At 48.5% G+C, this 16,687-nt stretch carries 16 protein-coding genes; 2 read left to right on the forward strand and 14 right to left on the reverse strand.

Translation table 11 applies throughout. The features are described from left to right. Nucleotide 1: 1 nt before the first annotated feature. The 13 genes from M2134_RS04800 to M2134_RS04860 all read right to left on the reverse strand — a co-directional run bounded on the left by M2134_RS04800 (nucleotide 2) and on the right by M2134_RS04860 (nucleotide 13,783). On the reverse strand, nucleotides 2–1,255 hold the full coding sequence (locus tag M2134_RS04800) for a 4Fe-4S binding protein (protein ID WP_280749919.1): 1,254 nt from the start codon (nucleotides 1,253–1,255) through the stop codon (nucleotides 2–4). Continuing rightward, nucleotides 1,252–1,827: a 4Fe-4S dicluster domain-containing protein gene (locus tag M2134_RS04805; RefSeq protein WP_280749920.1), complete on the reverse strand. Its 576-nt coding sequence runs from the start codon at nucleotides 1,825–1,827 to the stop codon at nucleotides 1,252–1,254. The genes M2134_RS04800 and M2134_RS04805 overlap by 4 nt, the downstream gene beginning before the upstream one ends. Nucleotides 1,828–1,899: 72 nt before the next feature. Further along, the gene (locus tag M2134_RS04810) at nucleotides 1,900–2,211 is read right to left on the reverse strand and encodes a type II toxin-antitoxin system RelE/ParE family toxin (RefSeq protein ID WP_280749921.1); all 312 of its coding nucleotides are present in this window, start codon (nucleotides 2,209–2,211) and stop codon (nucleotides 1,900–1,902) included. After that, entirely contained in the window at nucleotides 2,205–2,579 is a 375-nt protein-coding gene (locus M2134_RS04815) for a hypothetical protein (RefSeq protein ID WP_280749922.1), read from the reverse strand. Before M2134_RS04815 ends, M2134_RS04810 begins: the two co-directional genes overlap by 7 nt. Before the next feature lie 105 nt (nucleotides 2,580–2,684). Then, nucleotides 2,685–3,692, reverse strand: coding sequence for a hypothetical protein (locus tag M2134_RS04820; protein ID WP_280749923.1), 1,008 nt, complete (start codon nucleotides 3,690–3,692; stop codon nucleotides 2,685–2,687). 1 nt (nucleotide 3,693) lies between these two features. Beyond that, the gene (locus tag M2134_RS04825; RefSeq protein WP_280749924.1) at nucleotides 3,694–5,100 is read right to left on the reverse strand and encodes a PQQ-binding-like beta-propeller repeat protein; all 1,407 of its coding nucleotides are present in this window, start codon (nucleotides 5,098–5,100) and stop codon (nucleotides 3,694–3,696) included. 148 nt (nucleotides 5,101–5,248) lie between these two features. Next, entirely contained in the window at nucleotides 5,249–6,463 is a 1,215-nt protein-coding gene (locus M2134_RS04830; RefSeq protein WP_280749925.1) for a PQQ-binding-like beta-propeller repeat protein, read from the reverse strand. Nucleotides 6,464–6,465: 2 nt separating this feature from the next. After that, entirely contained in the window at nucleotides 6,466–8,184 is a 1,719-nt protein-coding gene (locus tag M2134_RS04835) for a prenyltransferase/squalene oxidase repeat-containing protein (protein ID WP_280749926.1), read from the reverse strand. Nucleotides 8,185–8,213: 29 nt separating this feature from the next. Further along, the gene (locus tag M2134_RS04840) at nucleotides 8,214–8,984 is read right to left on the reverse strand and encodes a prenyltransferase/squalene oxidase repeat-containing protein (RefSeq protein ID WP_280749927.1); all 771 of its coding nucleotides are present in this window, start codon (nucleotides 8,982–8,984) and stop codon (nucleotides 8,214–8,216) included. A 117-nt stretch (nucleotides 8,985–9,101) separates the two neighbouring features. Beyond that, nucleotides 9,102–10,523, reverse strand: coding sequence for a polyprenyl synthetase family protein (locus tag M2134_RS04845; protein ID WP_280749965.1), 1,422 nt, complete (start codon nucleotides 10,521–10,523; stop codon nucleotides 9,102–9,104). After that, nucleotides 10,510–11,727 carry a radical SAM/SPASM domain-containing protein gene (locus M2134_RS04850; RefSeq protein ID WP_280749928.1) on the reverse strand — a complete coding sequence of 406 codons (1,218 nt, stop codon included), beginning with the start codon at nucleotides 11,725–11,727 and terminating at the stop codon, nucleotides 10,510–10,512. Before M2134_RS04850 ends, M2134_RS04845 begins: the two co-directional genes overlap by 14 nt. Next, nucleotides 11,612–12,439, reverse strand: coding sequence for a ferredoxin family protein (locus M2134_RS04855; protein WP_280749929.1), 828 nt, complete (start codon nucleotides 12,437–12,439; stop codon nucleotides 11,612–11,614). Before M2134_RS04855 ends, M2134_RS04850 begins: the two co-directional genes overlap by 116 nt. Nucleotides 12,440–12,604: 165 nt before the next feature. Beyond that, a complete protein-coding gene (locus M2134_RS04860; RefSeq protein WP_280749930.1) occupies nucleotides 12,605–13,783 on the reverse strand; it encodes a TlpA disulfide reductase family protein in 1,179 nt (392 codons plus the stop codon). Between the two features lie 310 nt (nucleotides 13,784–14,093). Here M2134_RS04860 and M2134_RS04865 point away from each other — a divergent pair, with 310 nt between their 5' ends. Further along, on the forward strand, nucleotides 14,094–14,879 hold the full coding sequence (locus M2134_RS04865; protein WP_280749931.1) for a 4Fe-4S binding protein: 786 nt from the start codon (nucleotides 14,094–14,096) through the stop codon (nucleotides 14,877–14,879). 43 nt (nucleotides 14,880–14,922) lie between these two features. After that, entirely contained in the window at nucleotides 14,923–15,279 is a 357-nt protein-coding gene (locus tag M2134_RS04870) for a DUF2200 domain-containing protein (protein WP_280749932.1), read from the forward strand. A 63-nt stretch (nucleotides 15,280–15,342) separates the two neighbouring features. Here the strand turns inward: M2134_RS04870 and M2134_RS04875 are convergent, their stop codons facing one another. Further along, nucleotides 15,343–16,686, reverse strand: a complete 1,344-nt coding sequence (locus M2134_RS04875; RefSeq protein WP_280749933.1) for a permease — start codon at nucleotides 16,684–16,686, stop codon at nucleotides 15,343–15,345. Between the last annotated feature and the right edge of the window lies 1 nt (nucleotide 16,687).

Below are 16,687 nucleotides of genomic sequence, written 5' to 3' on the forward strand. Positions count from 1 at the left end.
TTCATATTTTATTTTGCGGACAATAGCTGAAACATTTGCCACAGGCTACGCAGGCGGCATGATCTATCTCATAGAGTGTGCGGGTGCGTTTGAGGGAGAGGCTTATCAAGGTTAGGCCGATCACCAACCCGATCAATGCCCCGGCAATCGCGGCATAGAGTCTGAAATCAGCCTGCACCGCGTTGTATGCTTCCGTTAGCTCTTCCAATGTGCCTCCCTGCCCGTAGAAAGCTTCGAGCTCTACCGAGAGGATATCCTGCGGATCGGCTTCGTGTTGCATCACCATATCATAGAGTTTCACCTCTTTATGCACCCGGCTAAGCTGGCCACTGAACGACTGCATCAGAAAAGCCCCGACGGCAATGATCAACGGCAGGACGATGCAGTAGTGCATAATTCGTTTCACTCCCTCCAGGCGGGTCTCTTTCACTTTATTGTCGTAGGGCGCCCGGATGGCATCCACCGGGCAGGCATGATGGCAAAGCTCACAATTGATGCAGGGCTTTTGGGTGATCTCCACTTTCCAGATCGATACACGCGAGAAGAGGCTCAACAGCGCACCGTATGGGCAAAGAAAACGGCAGAACGGTCTTCCGATAAAAACAGAAGTGACCAACAATAAAACACCGAAAAGGATAAGCCCAATATCTCCGCCCAGGCGGAATATGCCGATAAAAGGGTCAAAACGGCAGATGATAAAGCTGCTGCGGGTGACGGCATACAATAGGGCAAAAATGAGGTAGATCCAGGGAATCATGCCCAGTGCCGTTGTGACGGCTTTCGGCAATCGGTAGTTTTTTAGATTGACCAATTCCTGCAAGGCGCCGAACGGACATACGCCGGCACAGAACACCCGGCCGAAAAGAAAGACAAACACCACCGGAAGCATAAAGAATAAGAAAACGGATATGGGTAAAATGTAGCTGTTGTCGACCAATGCCAATGCCACATTCTGAATAGAACCTATGCTACAAACGCATCCGCTGCGAAAAAAACCGAAATAAGCGACCGAGATAATAGACACCCAGATAATGGGTTTGCGGGTGCGCTTTCGGATGACTGCCCATGCCACAAAGCTCATCAATGCGATGAGGAGAAAAATGTCGACCGCAGTCCACAAGGCCTCATCCGGGATAGGATAGGTCATATCCGGGTATTGGTATCCCGACTCAAAATCGGGTTTGGGAAACCTGTTCTGTGCCATAGCTAGTGTAGGCAGTAAGAGGAATATGGAGGTAAAAATCTTTTTCATCATGAGTCCTTTAGTTTATAGGCAACGCTCAACGGCACACGCGTGATGGCATTCGATGCGCATACGGTGGCAATCTTACATTCGTTGCAATCGGTACACAGATCACACTTGATCTGCAGGTAGAGCGAACCGTTTCCGAACGAACTGCAGCCTTTCACACATTTTCCGCAGCCGTTGCAGAGGTCTTCGTTGATCGTATATTCAAAATAGGGATCTTCCACATATTTGCGTGTGATGGCTCCTGTCGGACACATCAGGTTTTCGGCAGCCGTATTGAGTTCCTTGACGTTGGAACGATAATAGCCGCCACACAAATCGCAGTACCCGCATACTTTATTGGCATGGATACATTTCACGGCCGATATAGGCAATACGCAATGAGTCTCGCAGCGTCCGCACTGGGTACACTTCTGCGGGTCGATCTGCCAGTAAAGGCTAGCCTCTTCTCCCCGTGCTTTCCCTATCAGCCCGCCGGTAACAGCCAGGATGCTTCCCCCTGCCACTGCCGACCCGAACAGCCGCAGAAACCTCCGGCGTGCTATGGGGCTGTTTTTATGTTCGTTCTTTTGCTTCATAATCACACACAAAAAAAACGTGTAAACTTTGGATATGGGTTTACACGTTTTTGTTTGGTATGAAGAATGGGATTACTGCTCAAGAAACTGTTCTAGTTTCAATGGATCCTGCCGGGTGTCCCAAACTGCAGAGATAAAGACACCTGTATTATTTGTATGATAATATAGTTTGTAATGCTTATATGCAAGTATTGAGCGATATGTAATATGGCTTCCTGTTTCTTCCACAATCATTCCTAAAGAAGGGAAACGACCCAACTTATCGGCTGTTAACTTAATCTCATCTCTTATTTTACGGGCAATTCGTGTACCTGCATTTTTTCGATGATAAAGGAAAATATCCTTCAAATTATCAAGTGCTTCAGACTCCCAATAGACTACCATGATTTCATTTCTTCATCAAGTTCATCAGAAGAAATAAAGAGTCCAAGCCGATGTTGCTCTTCCGCTCTCCGCAAGGAAGCCATACGCTCCTCATGGGTATAGGGGAGACCGGGAATACGCTCGAAAGGTAAATTATCTATTATACTCTCCAGTTCTTCTGAATCCAAATCCAAGTCTTTTGCATCCAAAACAGTCATCGGTTCCTGTAATGTCGATATAATATCTTTATGTTTATAGAAAGAGTTATTTCTATCTCCTTCATATTTAATCAATAAAGAAATGATGTCATTCAACAGCTCCTCGTTCTCCGTATTGAGTATTTCGCGTGCCAGCATGGCTTTTTTTGCTTCCAGTTCTATTCTATCCATAATCTTCGTTGTAAGTTTGGTTACCAACAACAAAGATACGAATAAAACGTGTAAACCAATATGTCAAAGAACACTTATCTTCTCTCTGTTACACAGAGTTACATATTATATTGTTAGTCCTTTTCGCAGCGGGCAATTGTTTACTCCGCAGACGGAACAGGCTGTTTTTGCGGCCAGGGTGTTATCGTACCGGAAGGTGGATATCTTGTTTTTTCCGGCAATGAATAGTTTGTCGTCTTGTACTTTTACATCGTATGCCACATTGCCTCCTCCGAGGGCCTTGCTGTCGAGAAGAACGCTCCGGAACTCTCCGTCAGGGCTGTAACAACTGATGCGCGGATTCCCTTTTTCGGAAGTGATAAGCTCGCCGGAAGCGGTGTAGGCTAAACGAGCCGGATTACAGCATCCGCAGAACATGCCCGCCGCATCTCCTGCCTGCCCGAAGGCGGCGATATATTCACCGTCGACGGTGTAGCTTTCTATCTGATGACGTCCGGAGTTGGAACAATAGATCACGCCATCGGCATAGGTGATATCAAACGAATAGCTGGGAATGATAAAGCGATTAGGGCTTTGAATAAACCTCCGGAAACCGCCTTCCAATGTGTATTGGCAGATATTCTTCGCGGCTGCATCCGTGACGAAAACAGCTTCGGGGGTGACTGCCAAAGAGCAGTAGTCGGACTCATCGCTACAGGCTTCCCAGTTGCGTATAGCGTCACCGGATTCGTTGTACACTTCGATACGGGTAGGAAACAGGAGGTAGATCAATCCGTTTGCCACAGCGATATCGCGCAGGTGACTGTCTATGATAAAGTTATTCAATAAGGCGCCATCCTGTGCATAGATATAGAGCAGACCGGCAGCGGCGGCGATTAATTTGTCGTCATACAACTCAAAGGCTTCAATCGGATCGGGCACCGTGAATGCCGACACCTGTCGATAGGGTGATGTCCCGGTTGTTTCACGCGAGGATGCTGTCCCCACCTCCGCCAGGTTGGGGTTTCCCCTTTTCGTCAGCAACAGAGCCGAAACGCCCAATATGCTGCCACCTGCCAGGATCGAGCCGCAAAGCTGAAAAAACTCTTTTCGTGATATTGTATTCTTCTTCATCCTATCCGATTTTAAGACATTTAACCACATGGGCATCCCTGACGATCAGCCGTCCGTCGGCATAGGCTAAGGGCCCCCAGGCATCGGCGCCGTCCATGATGCGTTGCTTCTTAAGTAGTTTTAAATCTCGTTGGCCGACTTCATACACATAGAGTTCTCCATCGTCTTTGAAAACAAAGAGATGGTTGTTGATCATCAGGTAAGGACCGAGGCCGAAACGTTCGTCGGCAGCCGATGTCCAGATGGGCGAGCGCAGGTTGGAAGGAGAATAACAGACCAATTTGCCCCGATGCCCGCCTCCATCTTTTGGCATCACGCTGATGATCATATTGTTGTAGAATATCGGTGTCTGTTGCTCGCTGGATAAACCTTCATTGGGTTTGTACTGGTCGGTCACCGTAGCCGTCCATGCGTTGCCCGAACGGTCGACCTGCAAAAGTGCGCCTCCGGTGCCGTAACCGGCTACCAAAAAGATCTGATTTTGGGAGACCTGGAGTGGGGAAGGAGCTACGACCGAAGGCTGCCATTTGGAGGTGTTCCACAAAAGAGTGCCCCGGTCATTTTCCTCTGCCGACACGCCGCATACACCGCCTACGCCTATATAAACATAGGTACTCTTGCCGCCGAGCATCATCGGCATGACGGAAGAGTGCGACATTTTATATTTCAATGTGTTGGGCGTAGTCCAAAGCGTTTCTCCTGTCTGGCAGTCGAGCCCGGTCAATAAGACCTCTTCGCCGGCAGGAGCCAGGATAACTACACCGTTGTCTACCCGTGGGCATTGGCCGGTGTACCAGAAGGGAACTTCCGTTTTGTATTCTTTTTGCATATCGAGCGACCATTTCATGTCGCCTGTCACCGGATCGCAACACATCACATGTCCTTCGGGGCCGATGGTGATGATATAATCATCGCCAATGGCCGGAACCGTACGCGAGAAACCATGATTGCGCTTGATCGGTACACGATACCAGCGGCGCCATAGTTCTTGTCCCGTTTCTAAAGAGAAACAACGGAGAGCGTCTGAGTTGAGCTGTTCATTGTAATCCAATAGGTAGACCCTGCCGTTATAGATAACGGGAGCGGCATGCCCTTCCCCTGTCTCTATGCTCCACATCTCAGGGTATGCCTCTTCGCCCGTATGAATGATATCGTTTGTCTGAATGATATTGTTGGTTTGCTCTCCCCGGAAACTATTCCATTTCCCTGTCAGGGAACCCATGTCGGCACCCTCTTCATACTTCATAAAGAATTCACCGATCAACACATCGTCGGCCTTCCGGGCGGTTCCTTCGGGACGATTGTCGGCACCGGGAGCCTGGATAGTAAGATCTTCATAAGGGGTATACAAATGCCACCCGATGATAAGACCGGTATATAGAAGAACCGTAAAAACGGTAACGATCATTACTATCCTGTTTTTCTTCATATAGACAAATATGGACAGAATCTTTTATCCTTTTTTTGTTTTTGTCGTGAAATGGAAAAATCAATGGGTAAACACGAAATGTAGAGGCGCAATGCGTTTGCCAGTAGAGGCGCAATGCATTGCGCCTCTACGAACGTATTTTATACGCCATCAACGTATCTCCGTGACGCACATACATAACACCTTGGTAGATTACCGGATGTGCCCAATGCTGTCCGGTACCCAGGGTAATGGAAAACTGGCTGATGATTTCAAATTTCTCCGGATTGGGTTTGACCAAAGCCATCTCTCCCTTTTCGGAATAGCAATACAACAGGCCGTCGGCCGCAATGATATTACCTATTGCTATATTGTTGTCGGAATACATGACTTTCCCGGTCTCCCAATCTACACAATGCCAGTGTGTACGATTGCCGGAACCATAAACCTGATCTCCAACTTTCATCATGTGACCAAAGCCATGTGCCAATTCTTTTATTTCCCAGACAGGCGATACCTTCCGCCCGCCATCGGTCAGTTGCAACATAAGAGCCCCCTGTCCATAGCCGCTCATAAAGAGCAATTTGTTGTCACTATAGACCGGCGTATTAGGATGTTCGCTGAAGCGGTTTGTGTGATCATACGACCAAAGCATTTTGCCATTTGTCACATCTAATCCCAGAATCTGATCGCCCATCATAATGACCACCTGCGGCACCTCCTGGTCGTCGAGAAAGATTGGCGTTCCATATCCTGATATGCCTTTCATGCCTTCGGAACTCCAGATGATATCACCGGTTGCTTTATGCAATGCCAGGACATTATGTGTGGGGCCTCCCGGTGCGATGATCAATTTCTCACCGATGATCAACGGCGGCCCGTTCCATCCATGCTTGGTGTTTTCAGCGCCATAATCGGCTGCGTAATTCTTTTTCCACAATAGTTTCAAGGTTTGCATATCGAAACAAAACAATTCGGCAATGCCGCTTACGACATATACTTTCCCTTCGTGAGGAATTGCCGTGCTGCGTGTGCCCGTGAAGTTATCGCCGGTAAACTCCGTGCCATATTCCACCTTGTTCAACAGCTTACCGTTCATATCCAATACATACAGAAACCCTTTCGCATCGGTAAATCCGGTGACAAACAACTTCCCTTCGTCTATAGAAACGGAAGAGAATCCGAGATCTAATCCATCGAAATGCCAAAGCAATTCAGGACCTTCTGCCGGCCAGGACTTCAATAAGCCGCTTTCATTGTATACGCCCGTATGGTCATTTCGCCAACCGATCTGTGCCTGTGCGCACAGTATGGAGCTTGTCAATAAAATGAATAAAAGACTCTTAAGAACAACTCGTTTCATGATCATGAGATATTAAGTTTATATTTCTTCAATGCATTCAATACAAAGGTAATGTTATACATCTCTTCCGAGTACCACAAACGGGAGAAATAGAGCCCGATCGGTTCAGCACGGAACAACTCGCCGGCCTGGTACATCTCGTAAAGGTAGTTGAAAGCCCGTTTCATTACTTCGCTGTCCGTTTCCGGGTAAGATGCCAACGCACTCAAGGCACGGGCGGTCAAGGTTACTTTCGAAGGAACATCTTTGGCACCTCCCCATCCGCCGTCGGCATTTTGTGTGGCAAGAAGATAGGCTAAGCCTTTACGCACCATCTCCCGGGCAATCGGATCATCACAATCGGAGAGATATTCGACGGTCATAGCTGTGGCATATACCGGTGAGCGTTCATCTCCGGCATCCTGATCGCCAAACCAAAGAGGTGTCCAGGATCCATCTGTTGCCTGTATCTTCTGCATCCAGCGCAATAGGCGCGACATACTCTTCCGGCACTTCCGCTGCAAGTCGGCAGGCAGTCTCTCCATCCACAACTGAAAAGCCAGGAGCGTATGGGCGGAGATATCGGGACTGCTCCGGTCGAAAGGCAACTTGCCCCAGCCTTTGCAGAAAGTAGGCATACCACCGTCGCTGTTTTGCAGATCCAATAGCCATTCGATGCCTTTCCCTACTTCGGGACAGTAAACGCCATCGAGCAGTATATGTAAGGCCACCAAGGCACCGGAGGTGTCGTCGGCATCGGGAGCCGCCCCCGGCAGGTCGGTCCATCCCCAGCCGCCCTCTTTGGCTCCGGTGAACGAATGCTTGTGGGTAAATGCGTTTTGGCGGATCAGCATGGCCAGCTCTTCTTTCTCCGGAAGATCATTGCCCAAGGCACGTACACTTAGAGCGGTCATCCAACTGGCCAGGTCGGTATCGATCGGCCACGAGCCGTCGTCGCGTACCGTATCGATGAGGAAGCCAACCCCTTTCTGTGTCGCTATATGTTGGCGATAGCCCGCACCACTCATACACATCGCCACAAAGGCGGTAAGCGGAGCCGCTTCCAGGAAGCCGCCGTTCACTGGCTGAAGCTTTTCGAGCACCTTGAGTGATTTCGGGATAAACGATTCGCGGATGGGGGAGAGTATATTCTTTTTCCCTTTGCGGTGGCGCAGGATACCCACGGCAATAAGTGCCGGAATAGCATAGCTGACCACGGGTAGTTGCAGGAAGCGGAAAAACCGTTGTGGCATCACCGCCAACTCAAAAGGCAGTTGCGGAATCTTATCCCAGCTTGAGATGATACCGGCCAAAGCACACATCACCAGGATGGGTGCAGAGAAGGTCAGGTCGGTTCCGTAATAATCTAATACTCCCCGGATAATATGTTGATCGGTATAGCCTCCAAATCGGTCAGTCAGATAGTCTTTGGCCACCTGTGGCGCTTTCCCTACGGCACAAAGCGTGGTATAGCTGAGCAGCGTTGCCGTCATATTCGAAGGGCTTTCGATGGTATCACCCCAGGATCCATCCTCCTTCATCGTTTCGATCAGCCATGCGCTTCCTTTTTGGATATACGGAGCATACTTCTCTTTGTCTACAGTATGGAGCGCAAAGACAGACACGGATGTTGATATAGCGCTCGACGACAACTCTCCTCGCCAGATCTTTCCGGGCATCCGCTTCGCCAATAGCTGCTCGCGTAAAACCCCAATCATTTCATCTATCTGCCCTCTCTTCATTTTATTTATCAACTATCAATTATCAATTATCAAACGTCTATCGCTCCCAGCGCCAACAGCCCATAAAAGGTATATTCCACATCACTCTTATCCTCTAATAGGGTCGCCGAGAAACCGCCCGACTCAAGCCAATGTGCTTCTATAAACTCTTTAGCTGCATATCTTGGTTTCGACTTGTAGCAATTCAATATAAAAAGCGCAGTCGCCGTAGACAAGAGGTCGGGCAGGGGAGAAGCCTCTGCCGCCGCAAAGCCTCCGGACGGGGCTTGCCGTTTGCGCAGGGAGTCTATATCCGGGTTTTCCCTGTATCCTTCGAGTTGCCCTTTGATGGCTAAGGCGGCAGCCGTTGCGTTGGTGGTGGCTGTCAGTCCGTCGGTCGTATTCATATATCCGCCGGTAGGGGCTCGATAGGCTTCCAGTGAATGTAACATCTCTTTGGGGTCTTTGATCCGGTTGCCAGTGTCTTCCAATAAAGACAACCAGATAAACTGTGTATAAGGCGATTGCCTATCGTTATGCGGCAGACCGTTGAAATCCGCTAACGGTTTGATCTCTGTGGCGAAAAGCGAATGAATCCATAATGAGATCTTCCCCTGATCTATCAACTGCCGGATCATACGGCAGCGCATATAGGCCGCGTAATGGATCAAATCCAGCCTCTCCGGATTCAGGCTCTCCAGGTAACGACTATTCTTTTCGGAATCGGAGGGGATATTCAAGACATACGATAGCATCTGTCCGAAAACCGTGTAATACAAATCGGGCTGCCCGCTTTTATTCCTGAATGCTCCGTTGTCCATACGTTGTGACCGTACAAAATGACTTATCCGTTCGAAAGCCTCATGGGACAATTGCTTTTTGCCCTTTAGAAGTGACTGAAATAATCGTATGGACAGGGTCTCCTTCATCGGTATGGACTATTTTAGAATACGTTGAGTCACGCGGAAAAGTAAACGGCGGAGTTCCGTGTTTGGGATTCGGTGCAAAGTCTCCAGGGCTTGCCGGTGATATTGCTTCGCCAGTTCGCGGGGATGGTCGATGGAGGTAGCTATGCCGTCGTCTTCCAGATCATCGAGTAGCTGGTAAGCAATGCCCAAAGCCTCCGCGTAGTCATGTAGGTTGTCGATGAGCGATTGATCGCCTCCGGCGCAGAGTACGCCCATCGCCAACGATACGTCGAAGGCAGGCACGGTCTTCAGGCGGAATACCTCCAGTACAAAGTCGGCCGTCAACGCCCCCTGTGTCGCGGTCCATTCCAATTCCATCCCTTGTCCGCGGCAAAGGTCGGCATGCGCCTTGGCGGCCACCTCGATGAGCGCCATGTTTCCACAGCGTGCCAATAACAGATAGCCATAGCCCAATAAAAGGTCCCCCACGTTGATGGCAATGGCTTCTCCATATAGGGCATGCACCGTTTGTTTGCCGTAGCGTGTGGAGTCATTGTCTTGTATGTCGTCATGCACGAGAGAGGCCTTATGGAAACACTCGACCGCGATAGCGGCCCATTCCACCTCTTTCGGAATCTCTTTTTGACCATTCAATGCCATATAGGTCGCCGCTAATAGGTAAGGCCGCCAGCGTTTGCCCTCTCCGCCGATCCATTCCCGGGCAACCCGTGACGTGAGGTCATCGGCAGGCGATAGGAGATTAGTCAGGTTCTCCATGGAGAACCAGGCATCCAAGGTCGACTTCAGATACTCGTAGTCCAACAGATAGACCTCCTTCTCCGACCGCATCCCGATCATCTCTTCGACATAGGCATAGTCTACGGTCGTGTCCTTACATCCTGTTTTGTTTAGTGGGATAGCCAGTCCGGGAACCGCATGGTTAATCAATAAAGGAAATGCCTTCTCCAACGAATCGAGGCAACTGACCCCGATCACCGTATCGACGACCCGATTCTCGATCAGTCCGATCACCGAGGTAAACCCTTCGGCCACCAGACTCATCATGCCGAGCTCGTCTGCTTTATCTTGTAGATTGGGAATGGAACAATGATTACAACGGTGGCATAATAGTCCGAATTCGTCGACATCAGCCTGGCATTTTGCTGAGTTACTCAGGCATTTTGGTAGTAAAAGAATACGTTTGTCGTGTGGGATAGCAGCCACCGTCTCCCGCCATACGCAATTATTTATCTCAACCATGATCCAGCCTTTCACCTCCGGGTCAAGTCCTTCGTCATGGATCAAACGATCGGATAGATTGGATAGATCGTTCATCGAAAGCGGAGGACCTAGTCGTTGACCACTGACAAACTCATCGATTAGACTCCGTAAGCGTGTCCGCTCGTCGTAGGTCTGTGGAACATGATATATCTGTTTGTTATCCATAAGCACCAAAGCCAAAGAAATACTTTTTCTTCACCATTTTATAGAACACATTCTCTTCCGGAATCTCCTGTCCCTGCTGGTTATGTCCGGCCGTAGGAGCCATTTTTTTATATTCTTCAAGAACCGATCCTCGGCTTGTTGTGTCTGTTGCGTGATGTTTCTCTAAGAAATCGACCATCATCTGCGGATCTTCCAATAAAATGCATCCGCGCGAACTCTCGGCTGTCATCTTGCGGAACTGAGCCAGAAACTCGGAATGCTCGAACAACTCCGCCAGGTTCGATCCATCCTCGTTGATATAATCTTTGGCCATCTGGATGGGTGGACAGAACTCCAGCGCCCCCGAAGGGGATATGTGATGGCTCATGCCCGTAGCACCGGGACAGAGCGCGTTGCCTTGGGCATCCCAATAGGTCTCGATAATAAAGAGCGGCGCGTCTTTGCGTTGCTCCACAATAAAGCGGCGAAAGGCCAATACCTCCTCTTTGTCTAACGCATTCGCGCGGTTGGGGTCGGCACCCACGGGGCGGTAGAGATAATACCATAGATAATGAGCCCCTTCTTTGGCGATCAGCTCGATATAGGCGCGGTTCACCAGCTCATCATAATTGCTCTTGCAGATACTGGCGGCGGCTCCGAAGATCAGTTTGGCTTTCCGGCAGGCACGTACACCGGCCAATGTCCGTTCAAATACATCGCTTCGTCCCCGGCGGGCATCGCTCTCCTCTTTGAGTCCTTCGATGCTGATCAATGGGGTTACATTGCCCATGCGTTTCAGCCGCATAGCCACCTCTTCGGTCAACAGGATGCCGTTGGTGAATAACTGGAAATAACATTCCGGATGTTTCTCCAATACATCCAATAGTCCTTTATACATCAACGGTTCGCCTCCTAAAATACCGAAGAAGAAAGAACCTTTTTGCTTACAGCTGGTGATGATACCATCTAATTGCTGTGTGGTAAGTGCCTTTCTGCCTCCTTCCGACACCCAGCATCCGCTACAAGCCAGGTTGCAGCTCTCGGTCACGGATATCATCACAAAAGCCGGGAAAAAAGGCTCGCCCTTCGCCTGTCTCTTCTCGAACCGGCTGATGTTACGCATACTCTGCCATCCGAAGTTGTACATAAACTTCCATACCAGGCGCGGCGCACACTCTCTCGGTACGCGGAAGGCAGCTTTGGCTGTGGCTATATAGTCTTTTATTTTCATCGTTTACTCTTTTTTTTGTCAGCGAAACGCTCTCACGGCGTTGTTGCAGGCGCATCCGTAGTCTTTCGCGATACATTTTGTCCATCTCTTCCGGGTTGAAGCTCTCTTCTTCCGCCGTCCCTCCATTGATAGGCGACTTCTCGTATTTCGGAAATATAATGGCTTTACTGGGGCACATCCTGGCACAAGCGGGACAGTTGTTTTTACAGTTTTGTGGATTCACCACCTTCACCCGTTTCTCCTCCACGGTGTACACTCCGAAGAGGCAGAAGTCATGGCATTTTCCACATTCAATGCAGCGTGTTTTGTCAAGCACCGGATACCAGGCGTCTGTTCCCTCTTCCACCGGGAAGGCGTTCATCTCTTGTAGGATATTCTCTTGCTCCTGCCTGTCTGTTGTTTCTTGTGTGGAAAGGTTAAGCTGCGATAATACCTCACCGGTATCACCGTTGCGTAAGCCGAAAACAGCACCCCCTTCCAGCCCTAACCAATCAAGATGGGATTGTATCACCCGCGTATGGCAGGCAAGAATAACGCCCGAAGCGATCTCTCGCATTTCATCAGGCGCTGTTGACACCGTCTTGCACAGATCGGCTACCACCGTCACCTCATAACCTTGTTGTTTCATGACCGCCGCTATTCCGGCTACTTTGTCCTTGTTCATGAACGAGCGCGACGCACAGGCGCAAACCGTCACTTTTTTATGTAGCATTTATCTCTTTTCTATTGTGTTAATCGCATCATTGCATGATAATCAACGCTAATATGCAAATAATTATTCGAACCCATATCAATTCCCCCCTCCAAAAGGGAAAAATGAGGGATAAAGGCGAAAAGAGAATAAGGTTTTTTGTGGCGACAGTGAGACTGGACTTTTTTACAGAATAAATTCCTGCATCTTCTTTTTCAGAAGCCCTTCGCCATAGCCCATCCAGCTTTCAATGATCTTGCCTTCGGGCGAGATGATGAAGTAGTTGGGTATTCCCCTCACGCCGTAGTGGAGTTTTATGCCGTTATCTCCTTTGAAATCGTTGAGGTTTGTCCAGGTGATGTTCTTTTCCTTCGATATTTGTGTCCAGATCTCTTTGGTATCTGAACTGATGCTGACAATGGTTAATTTGTCTTTGTAGGTCTCGGCGATCTCTCTCATCTCCGGAATGGACATGATACACGGACCGCAACCACTCGACCAGAAATCAAGCAGGATATATTTGCCCTTGTAATTCTCCAGACGGCATAGGTTTCCATCCACATCCCACATGTCCATATCGGCCATCTCATCGCCAATACCCACCACCTTCGGCTGGTTCAGGCTGAGATAAAGGGACTCCCCAAGTTCGCTCTCCTTCAGATCATTGGGCATATCGTCGTATAATGCCTGAAACAGGTCTCTCTCTTCATCCGATACGGTAGCAAACCTTAGCCGACGGGCGTATTGATTCAGCTTATTCATCCAGACATCGCTATAGGTTTTATGTTCGCTTAACATAGCCATTTCAACGTTCTGTTGAAGAATCGTCAAGGAGTCGTTGAGGGCATACAGCGTGTTGATTTCTTCTCTGAATTCCTGACGTCGTTCGGGCATGACATCTATGGAATCGAAATAGGCATACGCTTTTGTCATGGCTATTTGTGAGTCGCGTACATATTCTCTGATGCCATCGTTGTATCTGTTTAGCTCTTTTTGTAGCGGGTTGCGGCTTGCCACCTGCCATGTGCGCAACAGTTTGTCTTCTCCGGTGATCTTTACTTTGTCACCCGGCGATACCCACAGGCTTAGCCAGGTAGGAGGGAAGCCGGCGGCATTACTCATAATAGCCAATTCCCGGGTGGTTTGCAAGATAGAATCGGGTAAGAGGAAAGTGAATGCCCCATTAATCACGGTGTCGTTCACCAAGGGATTGAACATGTTCCCTTGGAATTCATATAACGTGATGACAGCATTGTCTTCCACCCCTTTCAACTGGCCGGTGATGGTAACCATATTACTTTTCTCTTTGCATCCGTATAACAGACAACCCATAAACAGAAATAGGAATAATTTGTGTATCTTCATGGTAGATAATGTGTTTGAGTAAGACAAAGATAGAGATATAATTTTCTTTTGCAACTATCATTTTTTTTGTCTCCCGAAATTTTGTTGCTGAAGCGCATGGGCAAAACTGTCGAAGCGCATCAGCAAAATTGCCGAAGCGCTTCGGCAGGCTTGCTGATGCGCTTCGTCTATAAAAAAGTCCCTGGGGAAAAAACTTTGCAGGGCTACGAAAGCACCTGATAGTAGGGGTGAAAAAGAGTGATGTACCATTTGTTAGGTGTTTTTTTATAGGTATGTTTGTAGAAAAATAAAGAATGGAAAATCGAAAGATATGGAAATAAAAAATCTTCATACAGTCTATTTCAGTGCGACTAACACCACCCGGCGCGTAGTGCGACATATTGCGGCGCAGATGCCGGGGCATAAAGAGGAACATAATATCACCGGAGTGACTCTTGAAACGGATATCGTGATGGACTCTTCCGATCTGTTGATCGTGGGGATGCCGGTTTATTCCGGGCGTATTCCGGCCATAGCCTTGCCGGTGCTTAGCAGGTTCAAAGGACATGATACTCCGGCTGTGATTGTATGCGTTTACGGGAACCGTGATTACGATGACGCCCTGCTCGAATTGAACGATGTGGTCGAAGCGAATGGATTTAAGGTGATTGCTGGTGGGGTATTTATTGCCCAACATTCGATCTTTCCAAAGATAGGCTTCAATCGTCCGGATGAGAAAGACTTAATATTGATCAAAGAGTTTGCTGAAAACTGTCGGGATTTGCTTGCCGCAACGCCTGATATAGCCCTGTTGCCGGAGATTACCCTTAAAGGCAACCGTCCTTACAAGGTGCCTGGTAGTCTACCGCTTCACCCTAAAGGGAATAAAGACTGTACTGAATGTGGCACCTGTGTGAAGCTCTGTCCCACACAGGCGATTGCTCCGGAAACGCCCCGTAAGACTGATAAAGACAAATGTATTGCCTGCGCACGATGCATTACGGTCTGTCCGGTACATGCGCGACAATTCGGTGGGGTGGCCTACAAGATGGCTGGATCGATGTTCCTCAAATCCTATTCGGCACGTAAAGAACCGACGATTTTCATAAATAGATAAGCCGAACAATTATCAGTCATCACATATAATAGCTAAAATAGGTATGGATACGAATTATAGTAAAGTGTATAAAATGTCTTTTGCCCGTGTCTATCCGATGTATATCCAGAAAGCGGAGAAAAAGGGGCGTACCAAGGCGGAAGTGGATGAGATTATTTTTTGGCTGACGGGTTATGATGAACAGGCATTGCAACAACAGATCGATGCAAACAGCGATTTTGAGACCTTCTTTGCCCAAGCACCTCAGATCAATCCGAATGCTTCTAAAATCACCGGTATGATCTGTGGCTATCGGGTAGAGGAGATCGAAGAGAAGCGGATGCAACAGATTCGCTACCTGGATAAATTGATCGATGAGCTGGCCAAAGGAAAGGCTATGGAAAAGATTTTAAGGAAGTGATGAGATCAAACATCTTTGAGTTCCCAGTTCCTGAAAAATAGAATATTTTCATTGCATGTATTCTTAAAAAAATGTTCCGTAAACAAGACCAGAGATCGTTGCCATAATAATAACCAACGTTACATAAACAATGGTCTTTTGTGTACCCATCACTCCCCGTATAACGAGCATATTCGGCAGGGAAAGCGAAGGGCCTGCTAACAACAGAGCCAATGCGGGGCCTTTCCCCATGCCGGAGGCAAGCAATCCTTGAATGATCGGCACTTCGGTCAATGTGGCAAAGTACATAAACGCTCCTGTGAAACTGGCGAAGAAGTTTGACAAGAGAGAGTTCCCGCCAACTGCCCACGCAATCCATTCATTGGGTATCACGCCTGCAATGGCTGTATTGTCGTGGGTTGAGCCAAGCAGGAAACCGGCTGTTACCACACCAATAGCTAAGAGCGGCATGATCTGTTTGGCAAATCCCCAAGCCGATAGAGTCCATTCGCGGTTTTCCGGGTCATGCTTATCCAATAACGTCATAAGCGACAAAGAAGCAATACCGACCACCATAGGTACGAGCGGAGCCAGTTTCGGGTTCGAAATAAACAGACTGGCTAATGCTGCCGAACCGGCCGTAACAACAACTCCCGCGATGACCCACTGCCATTTGATTTTCAGAATGGCAATAAGTGAATAAGCAAATAAAAGAGCCAATACTCCTGTGATATGCCATTTGTAAGTAAATAGGTAATACCAAACGCTTGACGTGTCATCCACTGCCGGAGCGCCCCAGTTAGCAAAGACCAGTATCAATACCAAAATAAAGAAGTGAAACATCGTTTGCGACATCGGGCGTTTCGCCGGAGGAACAGTGATATTCATCTGCTCTTCCTTTTTTACCTTTTCCTCTTTGCGGTAGATAAATGCCATAATCAGACCGATAACAACCGAAAAGAGAACCGCGCCGATCATACGAGCCACGCCCATCTCCGTTCCAAGGATACGCCAGGTAAGGATGATCGATAGGATACTGATGGCCGGACCGGAGTAGAGGAACGCAATAGCCGGTCCTAATCCTGCTCCACGCTTATAGATGCTGGTAAATAACGGGAGAATGGTACAGGAACATACCGCCAGGATTGCACCCGAAACGGCAGCAACCGTATAGGAAAGCCATTTCTTTGCATTGGCTCCGAAATACTTCAATACTGCACCCTGACTGATAAAGACGGCTATCACGCCGGCAATGAAAAAGGCAGGCAGGAGGCACATTACAACGTGTTCTTGTGCATACCATTTTGACAGGTCGAGTGTGGCATCAATCGCTGTCATCAATCGCTCGCTACCTAAGGGAAGGAAAAACACCATAGCGAAGATAGCGATCATCCAGAATAGGATTCTCAATTCTTTTTTAGTTTCCATT

The organism is Parabacteroides sp. PM6-13 (assembly GCF_029892605.1).
Taxonomy (GTDB): domain Bacteria; phylum Bacteroidota; class Bacteroidia; order Bacteroidales; family Tannerellaceae; genus QVMG01.